Here is a 25,486-nt window from a genome sequence, read left to right on the forward strand (position 1 = left end):
AATCATTGCCTCATAAAAAAAAGTACTCAAAAATTCCATACAGTTTCCTCCAAATTTTTGTTTTTTACATTCTTTTTCTTTTGAAGGCTGAAAAGTTTTCTCTGGCAAGCCGTAATTTTTTGTCTTAGGTGAAACAAATCGAGAGCCTTATAAAGCCTTGTTAGGCGTTCCTTTTGTGCCTCACTTACATAACCCAACTTGCAACCTAATGCTCTAAAACTAAGATGTATCAAGGCTTTCATTTTTTCGATTCTCCCTTTTAGGTAACACGGATTTTTTCTGAAAGAAGGGACATTCCTTATAGTTCAGGGCATGATATATCTCCCTTACACGAACGATGGGTTTACTGCATTTCTTTATGTAAATCGTCCTCCCTGTCCTCGTCTTCATCTCACTGGTAATAAGCTTCTGCGTGTTCATCCTCCTGACTATATTACTCCAATCATCTCTTATCCCCTTCGCCTTGAGCTTTTGCCTTATGGTGTTTACAACCATATACGCAAGGATACTCCCATAGATGTGTGCCTCTGAATAGATGTCTTTTTGATGAAACACTGGTCTCATCTTCAGATCACTCTTCAATACCCTGAATGTTCCCTCTATCTCCCTCAATGTGTTGTATATCTTCCATATCGTCTCTTCATCTTCCCCCTTGAGGGTGGTGCGGATAAAGTATGCCCCAGGCACCTTCACTCCTTCCACCCTCTTCCACTTAATCTCCGTCCTATCCCATCCTTCTCCTTTATCTTCACCTCGTACAGACGGTTCACCGAGGGTATCTCTCTTTAACCTCCCAAGCCTCTCATATACCTTCTCTATCCTCTTTATCCCTCCCTTCCTCTCTATCCCCTTGATAGACTCCAGCCCCTCTTCATACCTCTTTGAGAGTTCCTCTTCCATGCTCTGCTCTTTGAGCGCCTTCCCCTTTCTTTATATACAAAACCTGTCTTCATATCCTTCAACTTCTACCCATTGGGCAAAATCTCATTGCCTCTCCTGTCTGTAAGCCTTCTGCCCTTCTCCTCTATCTCAGCTATATGACGGTCTTTCATCTTCAACCAATACAAACATACATAGTCCCTCTTTTGCTCCCGTAACATCCTGAGATTCTCCTCAGTGGCTATCCCTGCATCTATTACTATCACAGGACAGTGACCCTCCGAAGGATATCGCTCCTCCATGTCTTTAATAGTCTTCTTCAAAGTCTTACTGTCCCTGATGTTTCCTTCATAGATATGGCTGTATCGGATGAAACCCATCGTGTCTGTCACCAATCCCAATGCCATAAGCTTTGCATCATTACGCCTCTCTTTGCTCCGACCAAACCTCGCCTTCTCACTATCCTCTTCTCCCCTCAAAATAGAGATTCGTTAGATCATAGAGTATTATCTTGTCTTGCGGTGTAAATAACTCCCCAGTGCGTCTGGCCATCCATCGATCTATCTCCTCTTTGGCTTGATAAAGCTTTCGGCTCACTTTGTAAAGATGGTGCCTGCTTACACTTGAGCTCTACCCCATAAAGTTCACTTAACCCACTGTTTTCCTTCAGCCATTCCTCTGTCTTGTGCTCAGAAGCAGGAAATACCGCACGGGCAGTTATGTATATCATCGCCATCTTAATCCATCTCTCTCACACCCCAATTCACCCAGATATCTCGATAACCCTAACTCCTCAAGTGCCTGCCTGCATAACCACTCAGCACCAACCTCACGAGCATCATTATGCTCAAGACTGTTACATCTACCTCCTGATAGTCATGAGACCCTCATCTGCTGCCTCTGTGCTTACAAGGGATTCCTTTGGTATATCCAGTAACCCCTTCTGTATGATAATACTGGCATAATGCTGAGCAAGGTTTTCTATCTTTTGGGGTATCTGTGAAACAAAAAGGGAAGGCCTCTTGTAAACAATCTGTTCAATCCTGTCAGCAAGAACTTTATGGTCTGATCTATCAGGAAGTTCTTCGAGCTTACCAAGGTTGAGAATATTTCTATGTCTTACAGTATTACCGAGGCGATAACTCTCACAGAGGCGGTAGTAGGTATACCGTTTACCAGTCTTTCTGTTAGGTATGGATATAGGTTTAACGAACATGAGTAGAGTATAGCATAGGAGTGGCAGTAATGTCAAGTAGAAACTATTATTTAGGGACTACATACTAATTTCCAGAAACGATATTCATAAAAATCAAGGGGTTAGGAGCTTAAGATAACCCAAATTGGAGGATTTTTGGGGTAAAATGTTGCAAGTTGGGATAAGAGCTTTCTAAAAGCCGCTGGTAGGGAGTTTTAATATCATCATGCTTCTTTTGCACCTTGCTTCCGATTCTCTTTTTCTCTGTCATTTTCATAACCGGTTGAAAAAAGTTGGCATAAAGCCTGAGATACGCATAGAGTCGGTTCAAGTAGTAGACTTCTTCCTCGGTATCGTAGCGGAAGTATCCAACATTCTGGCGGACTATGGAATAGTTTTTCTGCTCAACGTAGCAGTTATCATTGGAACGGGAGCTTCTCCCCCTTGTAAATTTTATCTGGTGCTTCTCACACCAATCACGCAGAGGATGATTAATAAATTCAGCGCGGTATCAGAATCAATTCCCCGTAACTCAAAAGTCTTCTTTGGACTTTTCTATGGCTTCTCTTACCCATTTTGAAGCTTTGTTTTTGATTGCCACAAGTTCTGTCCAACCGCTCCAAACATCCACCATATTTAATGTTTGAGCAAAATCTCCCCGGCTATTTCCTCCCTCATGGGCAACCAGATCAATCTCCATAAAACCAGGGCAATTTTCATCCCACTCTGCCCACGTGCGTATAGCTATTTGTTGCTTTAATAGCGTTCCAGGCTTTGTACCTTTTCGTCCTTTTATCTCAAGCTTTTTACGCTCATGTTTCAAAAGTCGGTCAATACTTGAAGCACTTATATGGCGCAAGTTCTCTATGGCCTGTTGAAAACCCTGGAAATGCCCGTTTGCTAAGAGATTATCTAAAACTTCATTTAAAATTGGCTTTAAACGTTTGCCACACATGTAGTTTTCAATTTCCCAGACCTTTTTTAGAAGTTTTAGTTCCTCTTCGCCGAATTTTTTCTTTCTGCCAGGTCTTTTGCCCTTTTTGGCTATATCGGCTTTAAGGTAATTTTTTTTGCCTACATATATGGTTTTTCCGTGCTGCCTCAAGAGCCTGGCGGCATAGTTTCGGTTTTTTAAACCTGTTATCCTCACAAAATAATCCAGTATCTCCATTTTTTCCTTTTTGCTGGCTTTTTGATATTGTTTTGCCGTTTCCCTGTAAATAGGTCTCCTTTCAAACATCGCTAACTCCACCTTTTACCTCCAGTTCTTTGAACTGGATTATTCTTTAAATACTTTTTATTTTTTTTATTTTGAAGCAACGTTCCCTTTTCGAGTACTTTTATTATGAAGCAATTCGTCTACTTGACAGGTTGTCTCTTTTTCACTATAATACTATGTATACTATAAAGGAGTTTTGAGAATGCGAATTGCTCTTCGTTATTTAGAAAATGAACGGGTTGAATGTTCCTACAAGGGAGTTCATCTGGCTTTATGGGATGTGCTGAAGTATACTTTGCATCATCCTTATCTCAAGCATTACTTTATAACTGATTATGAGGGAGGAAATACCCTTGTTCCTCGAGAGGCCTGGCGTTATGAAGAAAATCTTGTGTATAAAGAGTTGGCTCCCGGTGTTTTTTATTTTCCTTATGAATCTCTTGGTTTTGTTTTGAATGATAGTCTTTCTTCTTTGAGTTTGTATGCTTTTGAAGAAAGTTTTACAGGTATACCAGATACGCATAATGCCGATCTTGCGATTGAGATCCGACATACGGATGAAATACGGCTTGTATTTCATCGGTCGTTTCTTCCCTTATTTCTAGGTTTTTATACGCTTTCTGTCTTGAAGATTGGATTCGAGGATGTGACTGTAACGCATCTTGGAGATGTTTTGACTTCTCTGGTAGAGAAAGAGAGACCTCTGGCGTGGGAACCTGTCACCGGGAGTGTAACCATCTCTCCTAAAGGTTTGCAGTTTTTGGTAGAAACAGAGGAAAAGGGCAGTGAAGTATATTATCGTTTTACTTATAAATCGAAGTGTAAGAAAGAGCGACTTAAACCAAATGAGGTCAAGAGTCTGGTCTTAACCTTCAAAAAAAAAATTTTAGTGACGTGGGAGGATAAGGCTTTTTTTCTCGCTGGTTTACTTCTTATTTTGTGGTTAATTTTGCTTTTGGTAAAAAAGAAGTTTCTTATGCCTCTCCTTTTTTTCGTTCTGGTTCTTTTCGTAGGATGGCTTCTTCTCAAGAGATTTTATCTTATCTTTTTTGTTAAAAAGATATCTTCTTAACCACATCGTTTTGTTTGGCCCGGCGGTGATGTTGACAGTTTGCGTGATTGTTTTTTTTGTGTTATAATATTTGACTGTGATAAGGAGAGACTATGCATCCAAAAGCTCTTGAATTGATGAGAAAATACGAGGAGATGGGACAAAAACTTGCCATTTTATCTCCTGGTTCTCAGGAATATATTAAGATTGCCAAAGACAGGGCAGAACTTGAGCCTTTTGTTGATGTTTATAACAGGATTATGGCTCTGGAGAAACAGATAGCAGATAACCGCGAGATTCTCGAGTCTCATGATGATGATTTGAAGCAGCTTGCCAAGGAAGAACTTCCTCTGCTTGAAGAGGAGAAGGAGAAACTGGAAAAAGAGATTCTTCTCCTTCTTTTGCCAAAAGATAAGATGCAGAGTAAAAATATCATCATGGAGATCCGGGCTGGTACCGGTGGGGATGAGGCGGCTCTTTTTGCGGCGGATCTTTTTCGTATGTACAGTCGCTATGGGGAACGAAAACGCTGGAAAATAGAGGTTTTAGATTTTAATGAAAATGAACTCGGTGGCTATAAAGAGATCATTTTTTCCGTGAAAGGAAAGGATGTCTATGGCCATCTCAAATTTGAGTCAGGTGTCCATCGTGTCCAGCGTGTCCCGGCCACAGAGGCTAGTGGTCGTCTTCATACCTCCTCGGCTTCGGTGGTTGTCATGCCTGAGGCAGATGAGGTTGATGTGGAGATTCGTCCTGAGGATCTCAAGATTGATACCTTTCGGGCAGGCGGGGCAGGCGGGCAGTATGTGAACAAGACGGAGTCTGCCGTGCGTATCACCCACATACCGACGGGTATTGTGGTAGCCTGTCAGGAGGAAAGGTCACAGCTTCAGAACCGTGCAGCAGCTATGCGCATGCTACGTACCAAACTCCTTGATCTTCAGATCCAGAAACAGCTCGAGGATCAAACCTCTCTTCGACGAAGTGCTATTCGTAGTGGTGATCGTTCCGAAAAGATTCGCACCTACAATTATCCCCAAAACCGGGTAACTGATCATCGCATTAATCTCACGCTTTACAAGCTGGATCAGATTATGGAGGGGGATTGTGATGAACTTATTAACCAGCTGATTCTCAGCGAACAGGAAGAGCTTCTTAAAAGTCTTGAGGTATAATGGTTGCTCGAGAGGCGTATCGACAGGCTTTTTCATATTTGCAAAAAGAAGAGGTGAGGGATCCTGATTTTTCTGCCAGGTATCTTTTGGCGTATATTCTCGGGATAGAGACAAAGGAGATTTTTTTTCACTGGGATACAAGACTGTCTTTTTTTCAGAAATTTCGTTTTTTTTCCCTGGTAAGGAAACGAGCAAGGCATGTTCCTCTGGCTTATCTGGTGAGGTATGCCGATTTTTATGGAAGGCGTTTTATGGTCCTACCCGGGGTACTTGTACCAAGGCCGGACACGGAGCATATTCTCTATGCCGTGGAGGAAATGCAGCGGACCTTTTCTGCTATTCTTGATGTGGGAACAGGGACGGGGGTTTTAGCAATTTCGCTTGCTTTTCTTTTTCCTCAAGCTCGGGTTGATGCGTGTGATGTGAGTGTGCGGGCGGTTTCCCTTGCTCGAAAAAATGCACGCCAACTGGGGGTTTCTCATATTCGTGTATTTCATTGTGATTTTCTTCGTCGTCCTCCAAAAGGGCGGTATGATCTGATTGTTTCTAACCCTCCCTATATAAGCATGGAAGAAGCCCATCTTGTTGATAGGGCAGTGCGGGAGTATGAGCCTACAAGAGCTCTTTTTGCACCTGAAGGGGGACTTGGTTTTTACAAAGCGCTCGCTCATTATGCTTGTGAGCATCTCACTCCTGATGGTTGTGTGGTTGTAGAAGTAGATCATAAATGGGAGGATGTGGGGAAAATCTTTACCTCTTTGGGACTTCATTGGCAGTTAAAATATGACTATCAAAATATGCCAAGGGTGATCATAGCCTCTCGGGAAAAGCCGGCTTGAAGCATGTTTTTTTAAGGAAGGAGTTTACACGTTAAAAAATAAAACCCGTTGCGTCAAATAAAAAAGTACTCGAAATTCGAATCATTGCCTCATAAAAAAAAGTACTCAAAAATTCCATACAGTTTCCTCCAAATTTTTGTTTTTTACATTCTTTTTCTTTTGAAGGCTGAAAAGTTTTCTCTGGCAAGCCGTAATTTTTTGTCTTAGGTGAAACAAATCGAGAGCCTTATAAAGCCTTGTTAGGCGTTCCTTTTGTGCCTCACTTACATAAGAGCTTTCTAAAAGCCGCTGGTAGGGAGTTTTAATATCATCATGCTTCTTTTGCACCTTGCTTCCGATTCTCTTTTTCTCTGTCATTTTCATAACCGGTTGAAAAAAGTTGGCATAAAGCCTGAGATACGCATAGAGTCGGTTCAAGCAGTAGACTTCTTCCTCGGTATCGTAGCGGAAGTATCCAACATTCTGGCGGACTATGGAATAGTTTTCTGCTCAACGTAGCAGTTATCATTGGAACAGGAGCTTCTCCCCTTGTAAATTTTATCTGGTGCTTCTCACACCAATCGCGTAGAGGATGATTAATAAATTCAACGGTATCAGAATCAATTCCCCGTAAATCAAAAGTCTTCTTTGGACTTTTCTATGGCTTCTCTTACCCATTTTGAAGCTTTGTTTTGATTGCCACAAGTTCTGTCCAACCGCTCCAAACATCCACCATATTTAATGTTTGAGCAAAATCTCCCCAACTATTTCCTCCCTCATGGGCAACCAGATCAATCTCCATAAAACCAGGGCAATTTTCATCCCACTCTGCCCACGTGCGTATAGCTATTTGTTGCTTTAACAACGTTCCAGGCTTTGTACCTTTTCGTCCTTTTATCGGCAGTGTATACTTAATTGTGTCTGGTAGGAAAAAGATAACCTCCTGTGATAATATAAATAAAACTATCACAGGAGGCCAGATACGAAGAATATTTTAGAGCTATTCCAACCAATTGTCAAGGAAGTATTAGAGTATGTTAAAGAGAAAAGAGATTTACCTGGAAAACAATCCTCCCACAAAAGGCAATGGCTTTTACGAAAGGGATTTAAAGACAGCTTTTGGCGAGCTTACAGCCATACGTGTTCCAAGAACAAGGGATAATGGATTTAAAAGTGCCCTTCTTCCCTATCGCAAACGCATCACAGAAGACTTAGATGCATTAATCAGGGCTATGTTGATATCAGGAATGTCAACAAGGAAGATAGCAGAAGTTTTAAAAGAGCTTTATGAAATAAAGATTTCTTATGCTAACATCTCAAGGATAAGCCAGGTAGGCATAGAAGAGATTCAGAAGTGGCGTAGTCGCCCTCTCATGGAAGAATATGCCGTGGTATTTCTGGATGCTATGGTGTTTCCTATCAAGAGAGATAGGGTAGAAAATGAATCAATATATGTAGCTATAGGCATTACACCTGAGGGAAGACGGGAGATTTTAGGATACTACCTGCCAGGAGGTATGGAAAGTGCTTATAACTGGCGGGAAATTTTGCAGATATAAGAGAAAGAGGTGTCAAACAGATTCATTTTATTGTCTCTGATGGCTTAAGTGGTATGAAAAACGTCATAACAGAGATATATCCCCAAAAAGTATCAGCCCTGTGTAGTCCATGTCATGAGAAACATACTGGCTAAAGTGAGAGTTCAACACAGAAATATCATTGCCACTGAAATAAAAGAGGTATTTCATGCCAAAGACAAACAGGAGGCAGAACAATTGTTTATGAAATTTACAAAAAATGGAAAAATATCTATCCCAACTTAATGAATAACCTCTTGACAATAAGAGAGAATATATTCACTTACATGGAATTACCTGAAGGAATACGAAGCATGGTGTATACAAACAATGCCCTGGAAAGACTCTTTAAAGAACTTAAAAGGAGATTAAAAACAATGGAAATGTGTCAAAGCGAGGCTTCAGCTGAGAAATATCTTTACCTGTTATTAAGATACCAAAATGAGAAGTTCTTAAAAAGAAAGTTAAAAAATTGGGAGTATTACTTTCAACTCTATCGTGAGCAACACTCATACACCAAAGAAAATATTCACAGCGAGGTTATCCTATGACTAGACACAATTTTCTTGACACAATGCTTTTATCTCAAGCTTTTTACGCTCATGCTTCAAAAGTCGGTCAATACTTGAGGCACTTATATGGCGCAAGTTTTCTATAGCCTGTGGAGAACCGTGGAGATGTCCGTTTGCTAAGAGATTATCTAAAACTTCATTGAGAATCGGCTTTAAGCGTTTGCCACACATGTAGTTTTCAATTTCCCAGACCTTTTTTAGCATTTTTAGTTCCTCTTCGCCGAATTTTTTCTTTCTGCCAGGTCTTTTGCCCTTCTTGGCTATGTCGGCTTTAAGGTAATTTTTTTTGCCTACATATATGGTTTTTCCGTGCTGCCTCAAGAGCCTGGCGGCATAGTTTCGATTTTTTAGGCCTGTTATCCTCACAAAATAATCCAGTATCTCCATTTTTTCCTTTTTGCTGGCTTTTTGATACTCTTTCGCCGTTTCCCTGTCAATAGGTCTTTTTTCAAACATCGCTAACTCCACCTTTTACCTCCAGTTCTTTGAACTGGATTATTTTACACAAATTTAAAGTACTTTTTTATTTTGAAGCAACGTTCCCTTTTCGAGTACTTTTATTATGAAGCAATTCGTAAAATGGCAATTTTTGTTCTCCTTCGTTACAATGTTTAGGAAAGAAAACAGGAGTGTATCATGCGTTTCTGGTGGTTTTTTTTCTTGCCTTTGGGTCTCTTTGCAAGAGGTGAGATTGGTCTTTACAATCAGGTTTATGCTTACAATGGAGAAAATGGCACAGGTTGGGAGGAAACTCGAACGACACTTACCTACTTTGAGAATATCTTTGAACCGTATGTTTCTGTTGAACCTCACGAGCGAGTGAGGTTTACGTTTGGGGTTGGAGTGGTGGTACCTTTTCAACAGGAGTACCCCCTTTCAGATGTGTTTTTTCGATGTCAGACTCGCCTGACACTGACACCGTTTCTCTGGTTGTATCTCGGATCCCTGGAAAAGGATCATCAGTTTCTTGAACCTATGCTTGATCCCCTTACAGAATTTGTTCCCAGGATACGTTTGATTTCGCTTTCTCAGGTGCCGATTGATTATGAGGTTTTCCCAAAGGGAAGGTTTTCCCATGGGTTTTATGAGTATGGAGCTCAGCTTCGCTGGATGGATAGATGGACAAAGGGAGAACTCTATATGAATTGGCAGCTTGCGGATACGACGAATCACCGGGAAAGGTTTGATGTTGGGCTGATTCAGGAGGGGATAGGGGGAGTGCCAATCTATGCCGCGTTTCACTACTGGCATAATGGCGGACACGAGCAAGAGCATGTTGTAGGAATTACGGAAAACTATGTTGGGTCTGTGGGGTGGGAGTTTCCGCAGATTGGAAAGAGAAGTGGTATCTACTACCTGGTGTCGTATTTTTTGCCGGATAGAGATGAACGTCCGGAACTCAATGTTTTTGGACAGGCTCTGTATACCCGTTGGGAGTTTTCTCTTGGGAACTGGAAATTGATTCCTCACCTGTTTATAACGAGTAGCTGGCTAAGTGAAAAAGAGCAGTTTATTTCTATTGAGGGGGATCCTTTTTACCGGGTGCCTTTTTACGGTGGGATGAATGTTCGATATGAACAGCCTATAGCTCCGGGAGTGGTGTTCCAGGTAGGGTTTGTGAACGGGGTTTTTCTTCTTCATACGAAAGAACCGTATGATTGGAAGATGATCCGGTATGACCAGCTTGTTCGGGCGGAACTGCGGTATGTCTTTGCAAGTTGGGGAGAAAAGTGAACATTTTTCAGAATATGTTTTCCACTACCCTGGAAAGAAAGAAATGATTTCTATAAGGAGAGGGTTTTATGCTTGGACTTTTCGCGATGATTTTTTTTCCGGAGCTTTTGCCGGTGGATACGATTCATGAGATTGTCTCGTCTACCAATGCTCAGGAGATAGTCTGGCATAGTTCAGGGCTTTTTACCTATGGGGCTCATACGAATACGTTTCATCTTCGGTATGCGTATGTTAAGGGAGAACAGAAGAGAGGACCATGGCAGTGGTGGGTTACTGTTCGTGGGTATGCGGACACCCATATTCCAGAGACGAATTATGGCTACTTTCTTGCCAATCTCTCCCTCTATGATTATGGGGTAGAAATAGAGAAATGGGGATGGTTTGTGAGTTATCGAGGGGCAGCTGTTCCTAGGTGGAATCAGCAGTCATTTTTGCTTTTGCCTTTTGGCGTACGACGGGAAAATCCCGGGGAATTTGATGCCTCTTCTTCGTATCTTGAGGAGCCGGTAAATGCTGCCGGCATACGCCTGGGATGGAAAAATAAAAACTTTTATCTTTCCTACTCCCAGGGAGACTATAGGCACCTTATTCCTATGGGGGTGACGGCGCATGTTTTTCTTCCCTGGTTTCAGTGGCGAAACACCCTGATCATTTACAATGGAGAGCCTGAAACCTATCATCTCAATGATTATCATGGAAAAGTTCAGTCCAGTCTTTCTACCGCGCTAAAGATTTCCGGGATGACGTTTTTCTTTTTAACTGAGGGGCACTATCTTCAAAAAGAGGACCGTCTTGGGGTGCGAATGGAAGAAGCCATTCGCCTGGGACAGGTGCAACTGGGATGTAGACAGATCTGGTGGCGGGATGTTGGTTGGAATATCGAAGGAAGCCTGATGTACTTTCTTCCTGGAGAGGAGGTTGCTCTGGGGATGCAGGCTTCAACGGAAGGCAAAATATATATTGGTACCAGAGTTGATTTTTAAGGAAAATGGGGGTAAATTGTTAGGAGATTTTTTGAAAAGGATGTTTGTGATGAAACGAAAAGCATTTTTTGTTTTGTTCCTTGTTTTTGGTCTGAGTTATGGCGAAGCAAAGATATTGTCTTCCCTGCCCATGAAATATGGTGAAAGACTTTCTTTTCGTATTTATATTTTAGGGCAGTATGTGGGAAACCATTTTATGCAAATAAATCGACAAACGAATATCGCTGGAGTGATCTATCCCATCGTGGCGGGTCGAACCTTAACACGAGAGGATTTGCGCCACCTCTATGATATGGATGATAGGGATTGGACGATTTTTGATAAAAGGACACTTTTTCCTCTTTATAACGAGCGAATTGTGAAAGAGGGGAAGTGGGAAGATTTTCTGAAACAGGAGTTTGTAGCCAGTGAACGTGCCTGTTATTATTATCACAGGACCCGTAACTACGAGCGGAACGAAATGAAGGGAAAATTGCCTATCATGGATTATAACACGCTGATACTGTATTTTCGAAGCCTGGATTATGACAGGATGAGTGTCGATCAAGAGATTCCTGTAAGTTATAAACATCGGGATACACTCTATGAGACTACTTTTACTTCCCGAAAAATAACTGTTACGTATAAAAAAAACAAGGTCCCAGCAATCCAGGTAAGGGAAAAAGGAGGATTGGGGATCTATTTTACCATGCTGGATGATGAAAATCGCACACCCTACGAGATTCGGATTGCTGCTTTTTATATTGTGGGTTTTCGTTTTGTGGATTTACGAGTAGCGATAGAAAACTTTCAGCCAGGAACAACATCCCTTTAACGCTTTCTCCAGTTTCCAGAAGAGATGACCGTGCAAGAAAATCGGCGAAGCTGTCTTTCATTCATGATATAACACCACACAGAAAAAGGGCTTCCTTTGTCTGGATAAAAGAGAATTTCTTTTCTTTCGTACAATGCGTCTTCATCATCGGGATCACATCCTTCGTAACGATCCAGATCGGATAGGAGATCATTCGTGATTTCGTACACTTCCCCTCGTACGCGTCCTTGAATTTCTTCGATATTCAGAGCTGGAAATCCGACATGAAGATCGTAGAGAGTGCCTTTGACATATCCTGTGGCTATGAGTGGAGAGTTTTCTAATAGATTGTGTGACTCTTCTCCTTTGAGGAGTGTGCCATAGACAAACAGATACATGATGGTGTCCTAAATAAGCGGAGGCATAGAGCTACCGCTACTGGAACGTTTTTTCCGTTCGATTTCGAGTTGTCGTTTGATGACCTTGAGGCTATTTTCCAGAGCTCCAATGTCTTTGCAGATGATTTTGTTCTCTATGATCTGGATGGTTTTGTCTTCATCCATGAGTTTTTTCAGATGAAGTCTACCTTCTTGAGCAGAAAAGCCAACAAACTTGATAACCTCGTCAGGACCAAAATCGAAAGTATGGGATGCTCCAGGTACGATAGGGATACGGGCTTTTTGAAGCTGGGTATAGAGAGCATCATAGATTTTGCCTACAGGGTTGGGAATAAGACTGTTGGAGAGTTGTTTATAGATAATCCAGATGCGTTCACTGAGAAGTTCGATGATTTTTGTGGCGATCTCGGGATGTGCCTGAACGGTTGGTTCGAAGTTAGCACGGTTGATGGCCATGAGTTTTGTTGGGCCAAAGGCTATGGCACTGGCACTTCTTGGTTTGTTGTCGAGAAGGGCCATTTCACCAAAGATGTCTCCTTTTTTGAGGACGGCGAGCAATACTTCGTTGTTTCCAACAAGTTTTGTGATCTTGACTTTGCCTTCTTGAATGATGTAAAGCTCGTTGCCGGGTTCGTGTTCAAGGAAGATGATCTGACCATCCTCATAGAGAGAGAAGAAGTTTTCTTTCTGAGGTTGAAGTTTCTCAGGAGAAGGATTGATTTTGGCGAGTTTGATCTTGGCTTGATTTACGTATCCTCCATCAGGACAGTATTTGATGTAACGAAGGTAAGCATAGGCAGCCTGGATGAGAAGCTGGTTGGAGAAAAAATATTCTCCTATAGCAAAAAGATGAGAGGGATCTTCTTCTAAGGAATTTTTGAAGTGGAGTTGAGTAAGCTGCGAGTCGTAGTAGCGAAGTTGTTTTCCAAAATAGCGCAGAATCTTCATGGCAATGGCAGTATTTTTCTGAATGAGTTCACCAAATTGCTCACGTTTGACCACAATACAGGAAACATCCTCAAGGGCTTGAACGGTTTCTATGCGTGGACGTCTGGACATACAGGAGAGCACACCAAAAAAGTCTCCTGTACCGAGGACAGTACCCTGCTCTTCTTGTTGGACAATGGATACGGATCGATATTCAACAACTTTTCCCTGACGAATGATATAGAATTCATCACTTTTTTCTTCGTCTTCGACAATAATATAACTGCCCTTTTTGTAGTTAGCGACCTGAAAAGCAACACTGTCTGCCATCTTTGCCTGTACTCCTTACTTATATTTTTCGGCTTTTTGGGTTTAAGTCTTGAGTTTTTGAGAGATATATTGGTTAGTGTCGGTGTGTAGGCAAGAGGTAGCCGAGCTCTTGCAAAGATGGGTCCCTGGAGAATGCCTCGAGGATTCGTTCCATATGGTCACTTCCATAACGTTCCATAAGAGCATTGGCAATTACAGGGGCAACGGCAGATTCGATCACGATACTTGCGGCAAACACAGCTGTCACATCGGATCGCTCTTTTACAGAGAGGGCTTTTTCTTTGGTTTGAACATGGACAGTTTCCAGGGGAGACATTTGAGTGGGGATGGGTTTCATCACACTTCGGAAAACAACTGGATTTCCGTTGGTCATGCCACCTTCTATGCCTCCCGCATAGTTGGTTTGACGGTAGTAACCTCTTTCACCGTAATAGATAGCATCCATAGCGTCTTTTCCGGGACGGTTGGCATAGGCAAAACCTAGTCCAAATTCAATACCTTTGATGGCCTGGATGCTGAGAACGGAAGCAGCGATTTGAGCATCCAGTTTTTGTTCAGCGGTTTGGTATGAGCCAAGCATAGGAGGGATAGGGTAGATGATGGTTTCTATGATACCTCCCAGGGTAAAGCCTTCTCGCATAGCTTGTTCGATAAGCTTTGTGAGCGTTTCGTCATCAGAGGGAGTGCCAAGCCATCGGAAGGGGGAATTCTGGGAGATTTCTCGAATCTCCGTAAGATTTTCTGTTTGTCTTGAGGGGGTGATACCGCCCCAGTTTACGATATGAGAAAACATGTCTATTTTAAAGGCTCGGAGAAAGAGTTTGACGAGTGCTCCAGCAGCCACTCTTGCTGCCGTTTCACGGGCGCTCGCTCGTTCCAGGACCTTGCGGGCGTCATCGAGGTGACCGTATTTGTACATGCCGATAAGGTCCGCGTGTCCCGGTCTTGGGGTAAGAATAGGCTCTGTTTTTTTGTCTTTCCAGTTGTCCCAATCTTTGTTCCAAACAGCTATGGTGATGGGTGAACCTGTGGTTTTCCCATTGATGACACCCGTGAGGATATCAGCGGTGTCAGTTTCTATTTTCATCCGGCCGCCTCGTCCGAAACCACTTTGACGGAGTTTCAGCTCATGGTTGATAAAGTCGAGGTCTATTTCAAGGCCGGAAGGTATACCTGTTATAGTGGCCAGCATGGCACGACCGTGGGATTCTCCTGATGTGGTGATGTGAATCATAGGTACCTCGCTTTTTGTCTTTTAGAGAAGAAGCTCTACAGCACTTCCCGGGGTTTCCCAGAGGACGAGGCGGACGAGGCGCAGGTTTTTCTGGGCAAGGGGAAACTCAAGGGTATTGGCTATCCAGGTAGCCAGATTTTCTGCTGTGGAGAGGGGAACAATATCGTTAAGGTAGGCATGATCGAGTTTCTGGATGATATACTCGTGAACAATCTGTTTCAGCTCAGCAAAATCACACACCATTCCGGTGGTTTCATCTTTTGGTCCTTCGACGGTAACCTGAAGTTTGTAGGTATGACCATGGAGATGTTCACATTTCCCATTGTAATTGATGAGGTTATGGGCAGCGTCAAAGGTAAATTCTTTTATCAAACGGTAGATCATGGCTTTGCCTCTCGTTTTGTTTGTGTTTCGTAGGCAAGTATTGCCAGAATGGTTTTACTATCTTCGATTTGCCCTGTGCGTATGGCTTCTTTAGCCTCAGAGAGGGAGAGGGTTTCTGTGAGGATAAATTCATCCTCATCGGCTTCGAGAGGAGCGGGAAAGAGATTGCGGGCAACGTAGGTATGAATTTTTTCAGTACTATAGCCTGGACAACTATAATAGGAGAGCAGGTATTCGAGATCATGACTATCGTAGCCTGTTTCTTCTCTGAGTTCCCGGCGAACTGTCTCCATGGGAGTTTCCCCGCTATCTATTTTCCCGGCGGGGATTTCGAGTAGAATTTTTCCGGGAGCATAACGGTACTGTTTGATAAACAGAATCTTGTCATCAAGAATGGGCAGGATGGCTACAGCATCGGGATATTTTACATAATCTCTATATCCCTTTTCTCCATTAGGGAAAACGACCTCATCGCGCCAGAAGGAAAAAGATTTTCCCTGGTGGAGACAGGAGCTTGTGAGGGTGGTTTCTTTGAGATCATTTGAGGGAAGCTTGTTGGATTTCATGATCGAAACTCTCCTTGCTGACATTGTGGATAGGCGTGGGATAGTTTCCATCGAAGCAAGCGCGACAGAAAAGCTCTCTGTTGACAAGTGCCTCGGGGAAAAGCCCCTCAATACTTACATACCCGACGGAATCGACACCAATATACTTGGCAATTTCTTCGATGGACTGAAACTTGTTGGCAAGAAGCTCTTCAGGTCGTGAAAAATCAATACCGTAAAAGCATGGGTATTTTACAGGGGGTGAAGCCACCCGAAAATGCACTTCTCGAGGATGGAGATCCTTGATAATCTGGATGATTTTTCGTGATGTGGTACCGCGAACGATAGAATCATCGATAATGATGATGCGCTTGTTTTTGATTATCTCAGGAACAGGCATGAACTTCATTCGTACTCCAAAATCTCTGATTCCTTGAGACGGTTCAATAAATGTTCGTCCCACGTAGTGACTGCGGATGAGCCCGAGAGCCATGGGAATCCCTGACTCATGGGAATATCCGAGGGCAGAAACAATCCCGGAATCAGGAACAGGAATCACATAATCGGCTTCCACGGGAAATTCTCGAGCAAGTTGACGACCTATTTCATAGCGGTATTCGTACACACTCGTTTCAAATACCCGTGAAGAAGGCTTGGCAAAATAGATGAGTTCAAAGATGCACTGGCGACTTTTTGGTTGAGAAGACACGATTGGTAAGGATTCCAGACCTGAGGAATTTACCACTACCATCTCATTGGGCATGATCTCTCGTACGCGTGTTGCCTGTACAATACTGAATGCGGTATCCTCCGAGGAGAAAACGTACGTTTGCGTGGCTGGGGTGAGCGTTTCCTCGTGGCTGCCAAGCGCGAGAGGGCGGAATCCCATTGGATCGCGTGCCGCAATGATGGTGTCTCGGTTCATGACCAGAACAGCAAATGCGCCCTCAAGCTGGGAAAGAGCCCATCGTGTTGATTCGACAATATCGTCGTAGGGAGCTCGAGCGATGAGGTGCAGGATCACTTCACTATCGCTTGTGGTTGAAAAAGTCTGACCTTCTTTCATGAGACGCTGGCGGATAGAGGAAGCATTGGTGAGATTGCCGTTGTGAGCAAGGGCAATAGGACCTTTGGTAGTCATGGCAGAGAGGGGCTGAGTGTTGACAAGAGTGGGAGAACCGGTAGTTGAGTATCTTACGTGCCCTATGGCTTGATTGCCCTTGAGATAGTTTAGTTTCTCTTCGTCAAAGAATTCAGAAACCTTCCCGAGTCCTATCTGCTTGTAAAAAGAGGTTTGGTCCGAGCTGATGATACCACATGATTCCTGTCCACGGTGTTGTAAGAAATGTAAGCCGAGATAAACGTACTGTGCAGCTTCTTTTTGACCATAGATACCGAAGATTCCGCATTCTTCCCGGATCATGAGAACCCCTCTTTCAAAAAGGATGACTATAGTTTAAAGAGGAAGAGGAAAGATATCAAATCTTTTGATTCAGTTTTTCTTCGAAAAATTGTTTGCAATAAAAGATTTTTCTCTTTTTTCTTCTTTTTTGCCATCGGCGTCATCCCCGCCATAGGAAAAGGGATTTTTGTATGTTTTTTGGTTAACCTTTGACAAAAACTCTTAAACTCCCTATAATAAACAGCTGTAAAAGGAGGAAATCTTGGACAGGCCACTTGTTTCGGTCATTATTCCGCTCAAGGCGTTTAACTCCTATATTCGTGAGGCTATTTCTTACTATGAGAAACTTGATTATCCCTCTTTTGAGATTATCCTTCTCCCTGACAGTGAAGAATCTGAGGTTTTGTCGGAAAAACTTTCCCTGCGTGTTGTACCTTCTGGTCCAGTAGGACCAGCGGAAAAACGTGATATGGGTGCGAAACTGGCAAAAGGTACTATCCTTGCGTTTACGGACGACGACGCCTATCCCGATCCTTTGTGGCTTAAGAACGCCGTGGCGTTACTTCTTTCTTCCGAGGATATTGGTGCTGTGGGAGGTCCGGGGATTACTCCTCTTCACGATAGTTTCTGGCAAAGGGTTTCAGGCAATGTCTATGCCTCTCTCTGGATGAGTGGAGGCTATCGCAAACGTTATCTTCCTGTGGGTAAAACCCATGAGGACTATGACATCCCTTCGGTAAACCTTATTGTAAGGCGAGAGGTTTTTGAAAAAGTGGGAGGTTTTGATTCCACCTACTATCCAGGCGAGGATACGAAGCTCTGTCTGGCGATTAAAAACCTTGGCTATCGGATTTTGTATAGTCCGGAGATCCGCGTATGGCATCATCGACGGAGTCTCTGGCCAACGCATTTCAAACAGATTGCCAATTATGCCCTCCATAGGGGTTTTTTTGTGAAACACTATCCTGAGACTTCTCTTAAACTTACCTATATTTTGCCTTCCCTCTTCTTGATAGGAGTAACAACGGGGTGGGTGTTTGGCTTGTTTCTCCCTGTTGTATGGAAGCTTTACTGGGGAGTTCTTGGGGTGTATTTTGGTGGGGCTCTTTTCTTTTCTACGGGAAGCTATGTCGAACGACCTTTTACCGTACTTGCTATCTTTTTCTCCCATCTTACCTATGGATGGTTTTTTCTCCAGGGACTCTTTACAAAAGAACTCAAGAGGTAGTGTATGAGAATATGTGTTACCTATCCCCCACTGGAAAGTCCTAAGGGTGTGCCCCTTCTCTCCCAGAATCGACAATTTCAGTGGTTCAATAATCCGACGTTTATTTATCCGGTGGTACCGGCAAGTGCTGCCACCCTTCTCAAGTCGAGAGGCTATGATGTTCTCTGGCTCGATGGGATAGCTGAGAGACTTACGCTGGATGCATGGTTTGATTTTCTGAAAAGATCAGAGATAACACTTGTGGCTATGGAAACCAAAACTCCCGTGATAAAGAAATACTGGGAGATTGTTCAGCGCCTGAAGACTGAGATGCCCGGGGTAACGGTGGTACTCATGGGGGACCATGTTACCGCCCTTCCCGAAGAGACCCTTCAAGCCTGTCCGGTAGATTATGTCCTCACGGGTGGGGATTATGATTTTCTTCTGCTGAGTCTTGTCGATTTTCTTTCTGGCAGGGTAAAAACCCTTGAACCGGGCTTTTACTATCGAGAGGGAGGAAAGATTGTTTCTACCGGTCCCTTTCAGAGGAAGTATGATCTCTCGACTCTTCCGTGGATTGACAGGGATCTTACAAAGTGGGAAAACTATGCCTACCACAATGGAAACTATAAATACACCCCCGGTACCTATATTATGGCGGGGCGGGACTGCTGGTATCATCAGTGTACTTTTTGCTCATGGACAACAATTTATCCCACATTTAACAAACGTTCTGTCGAAGATGTTTTGGATGAAGTTGGTATGCTCATTGAGAAGTACAGGGTCCGTGAAATCATGGATGATACCGGGACCTTTCCTGTTGGAGAATGGTTGGAAAGTTTTTGTGAAGGAATGATCCGCCGTGGATATCATAAAAAAGTCACTTTTGACTGTAACATGCGCCTCGGAAAAGCACTCACCTACGACCAGATGAAGCTCATGAAAAGGGCGAACTTTCGGCTTGTCCTCGTTGGTATAGAATCAGCGAACCAGACAACCCTCGACAGGGTCAAGAAAGGAGAAACCATCGAAGAAATGGTAGCCAATGTAAAACTCATGCGTAAAGCAGGGCTTTATCCTCATATTACCATTATGTTTGGTTATCCATGGGAGACGGAAGAAGACGCAAAACGAACGCTTGAGCTCGGACGGGAGCTTCTCATCAAAAACTATGCATATACCATGCAAGCTACCGTGGTTGTTCCCTATCCAGGGACGCCGCTTTTTGAGGAGTGCAAACGCAATGGCTGGTTGGTCACCGAGGACTGGGATCGGTATGACATGCGTGAGCCAGTGATGAAAACACCCATGTCGGAGGAGGTGTTGATGAAGTATGTTCAGGGATTGTATTCTGTGGCATTTCATCCCGGTTTTCTTGTACGAAAAATTCTCTCTATCAGAGATATAGAGGATGTAAAATATTTCTGGCGTGCCGGTATGAAGGTGTTAGGCCATATTCTGGATTTTGGAGAGAAAAAATGAGTGAAAGGCCTCTTGTTTCGGTGGTGATTACTACCAAAAACGAAGAACGAGTGATAGAAGATTGTCTACGAAGTATCAAAGAACAAACCTATCCCAATATCGAGATCATTGTGGTTGATAACGCTTCTACGGATAGAACCAAAGAGTTGGCTCGAAAGTATACGGAAAAGGTTTATGATAAAGGACCGGAGCGATCTGCTCAGAGAAATTATGGTATGATAGAGGTTGCACGTGGAGACTATGTGATGTATGTTGATGCTGATATGCTCCTTTCCCCTTCTTTGATTGAGGGTTGTGTAAAAACGATGGGTAAAGAGGAAGGGATTGTGGCCCTGTACATCCCTGAGATAATTTTAGGGAAGAACTTTTTTAGTAAAGTAAGAAGGTTTGAGAGAGTATTTTACAATGGAACGGTCATAGATGCCGCACGATTTTTTTTCAGAAAAAAGTTTATTGAGGGCGGGGGTTTTGATGTAACTCTCTGTGGTGTAGAAGATTGGGATATGGATAAAAGAATAAAAACTTTTGGAAAAGTTCTTTTGCTCTCCTATCCTGAAAATTCTTACACGGGATTTGTGAGTTCTTTTGTAAAGGAAAGAGGGATCACCAGACTCCCAAAATTCTCCTGCGTATTTCACAATGAGTCAGAGTTTAACTTACGAAAGTACCTTTCTAAGAAAAATTACTACACGAAAAGTTTTCACCCTTATATCGAAAAGTGGGGAAAAGATGATCCCGATCTTCGAAAACAACTGGGCTTTTTCTATCGATATATTGGTGTTTTTGTAGAGAAGGGAAAGTGGAAACGGATAATGCTTCATCCTGTCTTAACCATGGGAATGTTTTTTCTAAGAGTCCTCGTGGGGGGAGTATTTTTCCTTGAAATTTTGCAATCGAAAAAAAGAGCTTAGGATAATACGTTTTCAATTTCAAAAGACCACGAGAGGTTTGTGGTGAAGAGGGTTTTGTGTTTTCAAAATGCTTCCTGGGGAGAAAAGGCTTTAAGTGGGGGTGATATTCGCTTCATTGAAATTTTTAAGCGTCTCCGGTCTTTTTACGAGGTAAGCGTATTTACTAATCCTGCAGGAAAAAGGGCTCATGAATATCTTGGAGTTGCAAATTTGTTTACTTTTTATTGTACTCCTGAATGGTTTGATAGAATGGGGATTTATGTTTCGTATTTTTTACGAACGGTGTATGCATGGCTTGTTCTTGCAACATTCGCTAAGAATTATGAGATATTGTATGCCACGTCGGATTTCTTTCCTGATGTTCTGCCTTGTTTTTTATTGAAAACAAAAAAACAACAATGGGTTCAAGTTGTTCATCACATCTATGTACCTCCCGCGCGAAGACAGGGGGACTTTTTAAAAAATGTTATAGGCTACTTTATGCAACGGTTTTCTTTTGCTTTGATGAAAAAAAGAGCCGATAAAGTCATTGTTGTCAATGAACTGGTGAAGCAGGCTCTGATAGCATTAGGTTTTCCTGCTGAAAGAATTTTTGTTAACTCAAATGGTCTTACGCTGGAAGCTTACGCTAGAAAAGAAGCCTTCAAAAAAGATTTTGATTTATGTATGATTGGGAGATTTCATCCCTCAAAAGGGCATCGAGATCTCTTATCTATTTATCCCTTGATGAAACATAAACCACAGCTTGCCTTAGTTGGCGGTGGAGAAAAGACCTATATTGAGTCTTTTCTGCGTGCTGTAGAGCAAGAGGGTTTGTCTGATGTTATTCACTACCTTGGACAGGTCTCTGAGAATGAGAAGATTGAGTTGCTTTTTTCAAGTAAGATCTTTGTCTTGCCCTCGCATGAAGAGGGATGGGGGATAGTGATAGCTGAAGCGATGGCAGCCGGTCTTCCTGTGGTGGTTTGGGATCTTCCAAACTATACGCCTGTTTTTGGTGATAAAATTATTAAAGTGCCTGAAAATGATTACCGGGCCTTTGCACAGGTTATTGATGATTTGTTAGCTGATGAAGAAAAAAGAAAACATCTCGGAGAAGAAGCACGAGAGTTTGTCAAGCGCTATGACTGGTCAGAAGTGGCTAAGAGAGAACGTGTTTTTATCGAGGGATGATGTTGTTCACGTGTAAACTTGCATTCTTCGCTGTTTTTAAAAGGTATCATCTTTGAAAGAAACACTTTTTATCCTAAGAGACTATTGTAAAACTCAACACTCTTAGTATGAAGATACCGGCGTTCATCGAAGAGATACTGAAGTTTGGCAAGGAGGACAAGCAGGCATCCCTCTTTGAGGTTAGCTTCACAACTTGCCAGAAGGGTCTTTTGATGAACAAGCTGTCGGTTTGGATCAAGATAGTCTGAAATATAGAGAATCCACCCGAGGGGACCATAATCAGGATGGCCGGTACTGTGGTGATTAATGGCAAAAAGGACCTCTTCATCTTGAATTCCAAACTGAGTCCGAGCGATAAAAGCACTCACTCTGGCATGAATTACTCCCTCTGCTTTCATATCCTCTTCAGTAAGAAGGTGATTTTCCAAGGCAATCTCACGTTGCTTTTCGATGGGATAAGCTTTGCCAATATCGTGGAAAAGGGTAGCAAGGTAAACTTTCTCCTTATCAATCTTATGAAGAGTAGCAAGATGAAGGGCTACCTCAAGTGCTCCTCTGGTATGTTGCCACCTTTTTGGGGGGAGAAGGGAAGCTATTTTCTCTTCCCAGGCTAAATATTGCTCGTTCATGGAGTATCTCCTGGCCAGAGGTTAAAATTGAGATTGGTTTCCATAAGAGTTGTGGCGCCATCTCGGATCTTGAGAAAAAGAGTATGGTTGGTCAATGTTTCCCTCAGAAGGGGGATAACAAGATTTCTCTTTTCGCCGAGATTGAGCTGGGCAATATTGTAGGTATACAGGAACGTATTGGTTTGTGTAAGAATTTGAGCTTCTATAATGAGATTCGTGGCTTTTTGTTCTCCGATGTTTCCCATTTCAATCATAGGGTAACTTTGAATGATACTATTGGTGAAGACCTCGGTTATACTTTCGCCTGTATCAGTGTTGGAGAGATTGGTCGAGATGTAGAGATTGAGTTTTTTGTAGAGTAGGGGTTGGAAAACAAAGATGGGGGGGAGACACCCTCTTGTCGGAAGAGAGCGGGAAAAGATGAGGGGATGTGTCAGAGAGGGAGAAAAGATCATGAGTTCAAGGGATGTTTCCCCATCCTGAACGTTCTCTGTCGTTTCAAGAGAAACCACGAGGTTGGTCATAGTATTTCTGGGAAGGGATGAGATATCAAGGGAGAGAGGGATAATCCACCCCTGACGGTCCTGTATGTGGAGTTTTCCCTGTTGAAGAGGGCCAAAACCATCGTTGGAGAGCACAAGCTGCAAATTTGCTACCATCATTGGGCGAAGCTCAGGGGTGTTGCCAAACAGGATGGCAGCTACAACGAGATGAGGAGGACGATTTGACCATATCCAGAAGGAGACTTCCTGCCAGCTTGAGGTTCTCTTGCTTTCTTGGTCCCTGGCGCGAACGAGGAAAGAAACGAGTGTATCCCTTGGTGGAGAGATATTCGAGATTTCTGTTGTCCAGAGAGAAGAGCTATTGATGCTGATGTACTGCGGGGGAAGATTGGTTTGCACCCTTATCCATGGATTGGTAAGATTCATAAATTCGAGGATGGTGCTTGAAGCGGGACCCTGTCCTGTATTTTCTACACGTATAAGAATATTTCCAGTTTCTTGAGAGAGGAGAATGTTGGAAAGTGAGAGTTGAGGGGTTATATTAAGAGCGAGAAGGGGCTTATTAGCAATATTTTGGTACGTTTGAGGAACAGAAAGCGCTTCGATATAGGCTTGTTTATTGATTTTGAGAGCAATATCAAGAGCTGTAAAGCCAGCAGGAATACCCATCGATGGTTTGGTTGTTTTTATCTCGAGATCAGCGTCGGCGTAGATGAGGTATTTTACTCCCATCTCGAACTGGTAATAAGTATAATAATGAAGGGGTGTCCAACCAAAAGAGTCCTGTGCATTGATCGAAGCCCCTTTTTGAATAAGGTACTTTACGATGTCGAGGTTTTTGCTATAAGCAGCAAAGTGAAGTGGCGTGGCACCGTTTTTTTCTCGAGCTTCAAGATCAGCTCCTTTGTGAACGAGATAAGCGACTATTTTAAGGTCTCCTGCGATAACGGCCCAGTGAAGTGGGGTTCGTTTATTGACGTCCCGGTAAGCCACCGAAGCTTTTTTCGTTTCTATAGCATTTTGAACGGCTTCAAAATTTTTTTGGGATATAGCCAGGAGAAGCTCACGGTTTGCATCGGCAAAGAGGGTTTCTCCTACGAGAAATATCAAAATCAAAAGATAGATACGAGACATTTTTCGCCCCTTTGGAAAGAATATTATGCAGATAAGAAGCGAAAAAAGCAAATTTTTTAAAATTTTCTATTCCTTCTGGAGAAAAAGCCTTCTCTCTGAACTGTATGAAGAAGTATCGATGAACTTTTTTTTCTTTTGTTCATAGAGGCTTTGTTTGGTAGGGTCTTCTTTACTCCATGCGCGGTAGAGATCAAGCTCAAACCAGTCTCCATCTTCCACAGAATAAAAGAACTGAACACTTTTTATCATGGAGAGGTAGGATTCTGCTTTTTGAAACTGTTTTCTTGCTATTTCAAGTGTAAAAAGTTCATAGAGAGTAAATTCATAGAAATCAATCACAGGGTATGTTGACAGGATTTTCAGAAAGATCTGGTAGGCGTCACTATAGGCTTTTTTTTGTTTGAGGATTCTTCCCCATTGGTAAAGTGCCGCGGGAATCAAAGGGCTTTCGGGATAGAGAGAGAGGAGGGTTTCAAATTTTTGAATGACTTCATCATTTTTCTCACGTGCTAGAAAATCGAGGGCTTCTTCATAGAGAAGTTTGTCTTGTCCGTAGTAACCACTTTTGGGGACAATGAATTGATTCGCTTTCTTTTTAAAAAGTGCATTTTCCGCATCCAGATAAAAAGTGGCCACTCCGCCGACAGCGGCAAGGCCAAGTCCCCAGAGAGCCAGGTTGTCATAAAACATACTTGCTTGCATGCTTTTCACCGCCTTATCATAAGTTTGAGCTGTTTTGAATTTTTCATATTCAAAGGATCCCATAAGAAGGCCTAAAGCACCTGTTACCAGTCCTGTAGTTGTTACCCCAATGCTAAAGTAAAAAAATGGCTTGTTGGGATTGATTTTAGTGATAGAGAGGGTGTTACTCTGAACGGTAAACTGATAGATTCCCTGAGCAAGATTTTTGATTTCATCAGCACGAAACTTTTGTCCATTGATGAGGATGGTATCATGTCCTGGTAACTGAATGTGAAAACTTTCACTGGAAAGTGTATAATTCATGTTCGTGATGCGGCTTGAGATCTTGACACTGGTCTTAATCGAGGTGTACCCTGGTTTGGCTAGCGTGAGGGAGAAACGAGGTGGTTCATTGGTAATGATATAAGGTGTTTTTCCAACTTTTTGATCATTGATAAAGACGTCGGCTTGTAAGGGATCGGATGAGATAAACACCCATCCCCAGCTACTCACCCACCCTAAGAAAAAGAGAATTATTACTCGATACATA

General features: G+C 42.7%; 29 protein-coding genes and 1 pseudogene. 11 read left to right on the top strand and 19 right to left on the bottom strand.

Features of this window, described 5'->3' with window-relative positions; all coding sequences use genetic code 11:
* Positions 1-26: 26 nt before the first annotated feature.
* From KDW03_RS09310 to KDW03_RS09340, 7 genes are all read right to left on the bottom strand, one after another.
* Positions 27-242: a hypothetical protein gene (locus KDW03_RS09310; protein WP_271434808.1), complete on the bottom strand. Its 216-nt coding sequence runs from the start codon at positions 240-242 to the stop codon at positions 27-29.
* On the bottom strand, positions 220-900 hold the full coding sequence (locus KDW03_RS09315) for a hypothetical protein (RefSeq protein WP_271434809.1): 681 nt from the start codon (positions 898-900) through the stop codon (positions 220-222). Before KDW03_RS09315 ends, KDW03_RS09310 begins: the two co-directional genes overlap by 23 nt.
* Positions 901-965: 65 nt before the next feature.
* Complete coding sequence (locus KDW03_RS09320) at positions 966-1,358, bottom strand: transposase (protein WP_271434810.1); 393 nt, start codon at positions 1,356-1,358, stop codon at positions 966-968.
* A gap of 17 nt (positions 1,359-1,375) precedes the next feature.
* Positions 1,376-1,615 (bottom strand): hypothetical protein, encoded by a 240-nt coding sequence (locus KDW03_RS09325; protein WP_271434811.1) that lies wholly within the window; start codon positions 1,613-1,615, stop codon positions 1,376-1,378.
* A gap of 126 nt (positions 1,616-1,741) precedes the next feature.
* A complete protein-coding gene (locus KDW03_RS09330; RefSeq protein WP_271434812.1) occupies positions 1,742-2,095 on the bottom strand; it encodes a hypothetical protein in 354 nt (117 codons plus the stop codon).
* Between the two features lie 109 nt (positions 2,096-2,204).
* Complete coding sequence (locus KDW03_RS09335; protein WP_271434813.1) at positions 2,205-2,405, bottom strand: hypothetical protein; 201 nt, start codon at positions 2,403-2,405, stop codon at positions 2,205-2,207.
* 201 nt (positions 2,406-2,606) lie between these two features.
* Positions 2,607-3,314: a hypothetical protein gene (locus KDW03_RS09340; RefSeq protein ID WP_271434814.1), complete on the bottom strand. Its 708-nt coding sequence runs from the start codon at positions 3,312-3,314 to the stop codon at positions 2,607-2,609.
* A gap of 181 nt (positions 3,315-3,495) precedes the next feature.
* On the opposite strand from KDW03_RS09340, the gene KDW03_RS09345 reads away from it, so the two are divergent.
* From KDW03_RS09345 to prmC, 3 genes are all read left to right on the top strand, one after another.
* A complete protein-coding gene (locus KDW03_RS09345) occupies positions 3,496-4,365 on the top strand; it encodes a hypothetical protein (RefSeq protein ID WP_271434815.1) in 870 nt (289 codons plus the stop codon).
* 92 nt (positions 4,366-4,457) lie between these two features.
* On the top strand, positions 4,458-5,519 hold the full coding sequence (prfA, locus tag KDW03_RS09350; RefSeq protein WP_271434816.1) for a peptide chain release factor 1: 1,062 nt from the start codon (positions 4,458-4,460) through the stop codon (positions 5,517-5,519).
* Entirely contained in the window at positions 5,519-6,358 is an 840-nt protein-coding gene (prmC, locus tag KDW03_RS09355) for a peptide chain release factor N(5)-glutamine methyltransferase (protein WP_271434817.1), read from the top strand. Before prfA ends, prmC begins: the two co-directional genes overlap by 1 nt.
* Positions 6,359-6,463: 105 nt before the next feature.
* Here the strand turns inward: prmC and KDW03_RS09360 are convergent, their stop codons facing one another.
* Together KDW03_RS09360 and KDW03_RS09365 are read right to left on the bottom strand one after the other, a co-directional pair.
* On the bottom strand, positions 6,464-6,775 hold the full coding sequence (locus tag KDW03_RS09360; protein WP_271434672.1) for a hypothetical protein: 312 nt from the start codon (positions 6,773-6,775) through the stop codon (positions 6,464-6,466).
* A gap of 232 nt (positions 6,776-7,007) precedes the next feature.
* The gene (locus KDW03_RS09365) at positions 7,008-7,307 is read right to left on the bottom strand and encodes a hypothetical protein (RefSeq protein ID WP_271434818.1); all 300 of its coding nucleotides are present in this window, start codon (positions 7,305-7,307) and stop codon (positions 7,008-7,010) included.
* Positions 7,308-7,368: 61 nt separating this feature from the next.
* On the opposite strand from KDW03_RS09365, the pseudogene KDW03_RS12560 reads away from it, so the two are divergent.
* Positions 7,369-8,465, top strand: a pseudogene (locus KDW03_RS12560) (IS256 family transposase); the annotation flags it as partial.
* Here KDW03_RS12560 and KDW03_RS09380 read toward each other — a convergent pair.
* A complete protein-coding gene (locus tag KDW03_RS09380) occupies positions 8,466-8,942 on the bottom strand; it encodes a hypothetical protein (RefSeq protein ID WP_271434820.1) in 477 nt (158 codons plus the stop codon).
* Between the two features lie 180 nt (positions 8,943-9,122).
* On the opposite strand from KDW03_RS09380, the gene KDW03_RS09385 reads away from it, so the two are divergent.
* The 3 genes from KDW03_RS09385 (at position 9,123) to KDW03_RS09395 (ending at position 12,017) form a co-directional block, all read left to right on the top strand.
* The gene (locus KDW03_RS09385) at positions 9,123-10,220 is read left to right on the top strand and encodes a hypothetical protein (protein ID WP_271434821.1); all 1,098 of its coding nucleotides are present in this window, start codon (positions 9,123-9,125) and stop codon (positions 10,218-10,220) included.
* A 68-nt stretch (positions 10,221-10,288) separates the two neighbouring features.
* Complete coding sequence (locus KDW03_RS09390) at positions 10,289-11,203, top strand: hypothetical protein (RefSeq protein ID WP_271434822.1); 915 nt, start codon at positions 10,289-10,291, stop codon at positions 11,201-11,203.
* Between the two features lie 31 nt (positions 11,204-11,234).
* Complete coding sequence (locus KDW03_RS09395; protein WP_271434823.1) at positions 11,235-12,017, top strand: DUF3108 domain-containing protein; 783 nt, start codon at positions 11,235-11,237, stop codon at positions 12,015-12,017.
* On the opposite strand, the gene KDW03_RS09400 is transcribed toward KDW03_RS09395, so the two are convergent.
* The 6 genes from KDW03_RS09400 to purF form a co-directional block, all read right to left on the bottom strand.
* On the bottom strand, positions 12,014-12,394 hold the full coding sequence (locus KDW03_RS09400) for a gamma-glutamylcyclotransferase family protein (protein ID WP_271434824.1): 381 nt from the start codon (positions 12,392-12,394) through the stop codon (positions 12,014-12,016). The genes KDW03_RS09395 and KDW03_RS09400 overlap by 4 nt on opposite strands.
* Before the next feature lie 9 nt (positions 12,395-12,403).
* Positions 12,404-13,651: a Crp/Fnr family transcriptional regulator gene (locus KDW03_RS09405; protein WP_271434825.1), complete on the bottom strand. Its 1,248-nt coding sequence runs from the start codon at positions 13,649-13,651 to the stop codon at positions 12,404-12,406.
* Between the two features lie 73 nt (positions 13,652-13,724).
* Positions 13,725-14,885 (bottom strand): chorismate synthase, encoded by a 1,161-nt coding sequence (aroC, locus tag KDW03_RS09410; RefSeq protein ID WP_271434826.1) that lies wholly within the window; start codon positions 14,883-14,885, stop codon positions 13,725-13,727.
* 21 nt (positions 14,886-14,906) lie between these two features.
* Complete coding sequence (gene queD / locus KDW03_RS09415; protein ID WP_271434827.1) at positions 14,907-15,269, bottom strand: 6-carboxytetrahydropterin synthase QueD; 363 nt, start codon at positions 15,267-15,269, stop codon at positions 14,907-14,909.
* Positions 15,266-15,835 (bottom strand): NUDIX hydrolase, encoded by a 570-nt coding sequence (locus tag KDW03_RS09420; RefSeq protein WP_271434828.1) that lies wholly within the window; start codon positions 15,833-15,835, stop codon positions 15,266-15,268. The genes queD and KDW03_RS09420 overlap by 4 nt, the downstream gene beginning before the upstream one ends.
* Positions 15,807-17,237, bottom strand: coding sequence for an amidophosphoribosyltransferase (purF, locus tag KDW03_RS09425; protein WP_271434829.1), 1,431 nt, complete (start codon positions 17,235-17,237; stop codon positions 15,807-15,809). The genes KDW03_RS09420 and purF overlap by 29 nt, the downstream gene beginning before the upstream one ends.
* Positions 17,238-17,478: 241 nt before the next feature.
* Between purF and KDW03_RS09430 the strand changes: the two genes are divergently transcribed.
* The 4 genes from KDW03_RS09430 to KDW03_RS09445 are packed head-to-tail and all read left to right on the top strand — an operon-like array spanning position 17,479 to position 21,989.
* Complete coding sequence (locus KDW03_RS09430; protein ID WP_271434830.1) at positions 17,479-18,444, top strand: glycosyltransferase; 966 nt, start codon at positions 17,479-17,481, stop codon at positions 18,442-18,444.
* Positions 18,445-18,447: 3 nt separating this feature from the next.
* Positions 18,448-19,905, top strand: coding sequence for a B12-binding domain-containing radical SAM protein (locus KDW03_RS09435; RefSeq protein ID WP_271434831.1), 1,458 nt, complete (start codon positions 18,448-18,450; stop codon positions 19,903-19,905).
* Positions 19,902-20,816, top strand: a complete 915-nt coding sequence (locus KDW03_RS09440) for a glycosyltransferase family 2 protein (protein WP_271434832.1) — start codon at positions 19,902-19,904, stop codon at positions 20,814-20,816. The genes KDW03_RS09435 and KDW03_RS09440 overlap by 4 nt, the downstream gene beginning before the upstream one ends.
* A 42-nt stretch (positions 20,817-20,858) precedes the next feature.
* On the top strand, positions 20,859-21,989 hold the full coding sequence (locus KDW03_RS09445; RefSeq protein WP_271434833.1) for a glycosyltransferase family 4 protein: 1,131 nt from the start codon (positions 20,859-20,861) through the stop codon (positions 21,987-21,989).
* Between the two features lie 68 nt (positions 21,990-22,057).
* On the opposite strand, the gene yqeK is transcribed toward KDW03_RS09445, so the two are convergent.
* The 3 genes from yqeK to KDW03_RS09460 form a co-directional block, all read right to left on the bottom strand.
* Positions 22,058-22,618, bottom strand: a complete 561-nt coding sequence (yqeK, locus tag KDW03_RS09450; protein ID WP_271434834.1) for a bis(5'-nucleosyl)-tetraphosphatase (symmetrical) YqeK — start codon at positions 22,616-22,618, stop codon at positions 22,058-22,060.
* Entirely contained in the window at positions 22,615-24,255 is a 1,641-nt protein-coding gene (locus KDW03_RS09455; RefSeq protein ID WP_271434835.1) for an ankyrin repeat domain-containing protein, read from the bottom strand. The genes yqeK and KDW03_RS09455 overlap by 4 nt, the downstream gene beginning before the upstream one ends.
* Positions 24,256-24,321: 66 nt before the next feature.
* Positions 24,322-25,485, bottom strand: a complete 1,164-nt coding sequence (locus tag KDW03_RS09460) for a PEGA domain-containing protein (protein ID WP_271434836.1) — start codon at positions 25,483-25,485, stop codon at positions 24,322-24,324.
* Between the last annotated feature and the right edge of the window lies 1 nt (position 25,486).

The organism is Thermospira aquatica (assembly GCF_023525255.1).
GTDB lineage: Bacteria > Spirochaetota > Brevinematia > Brevinematales > Thermospiraceae > Thermospira > Thermospira aquatica.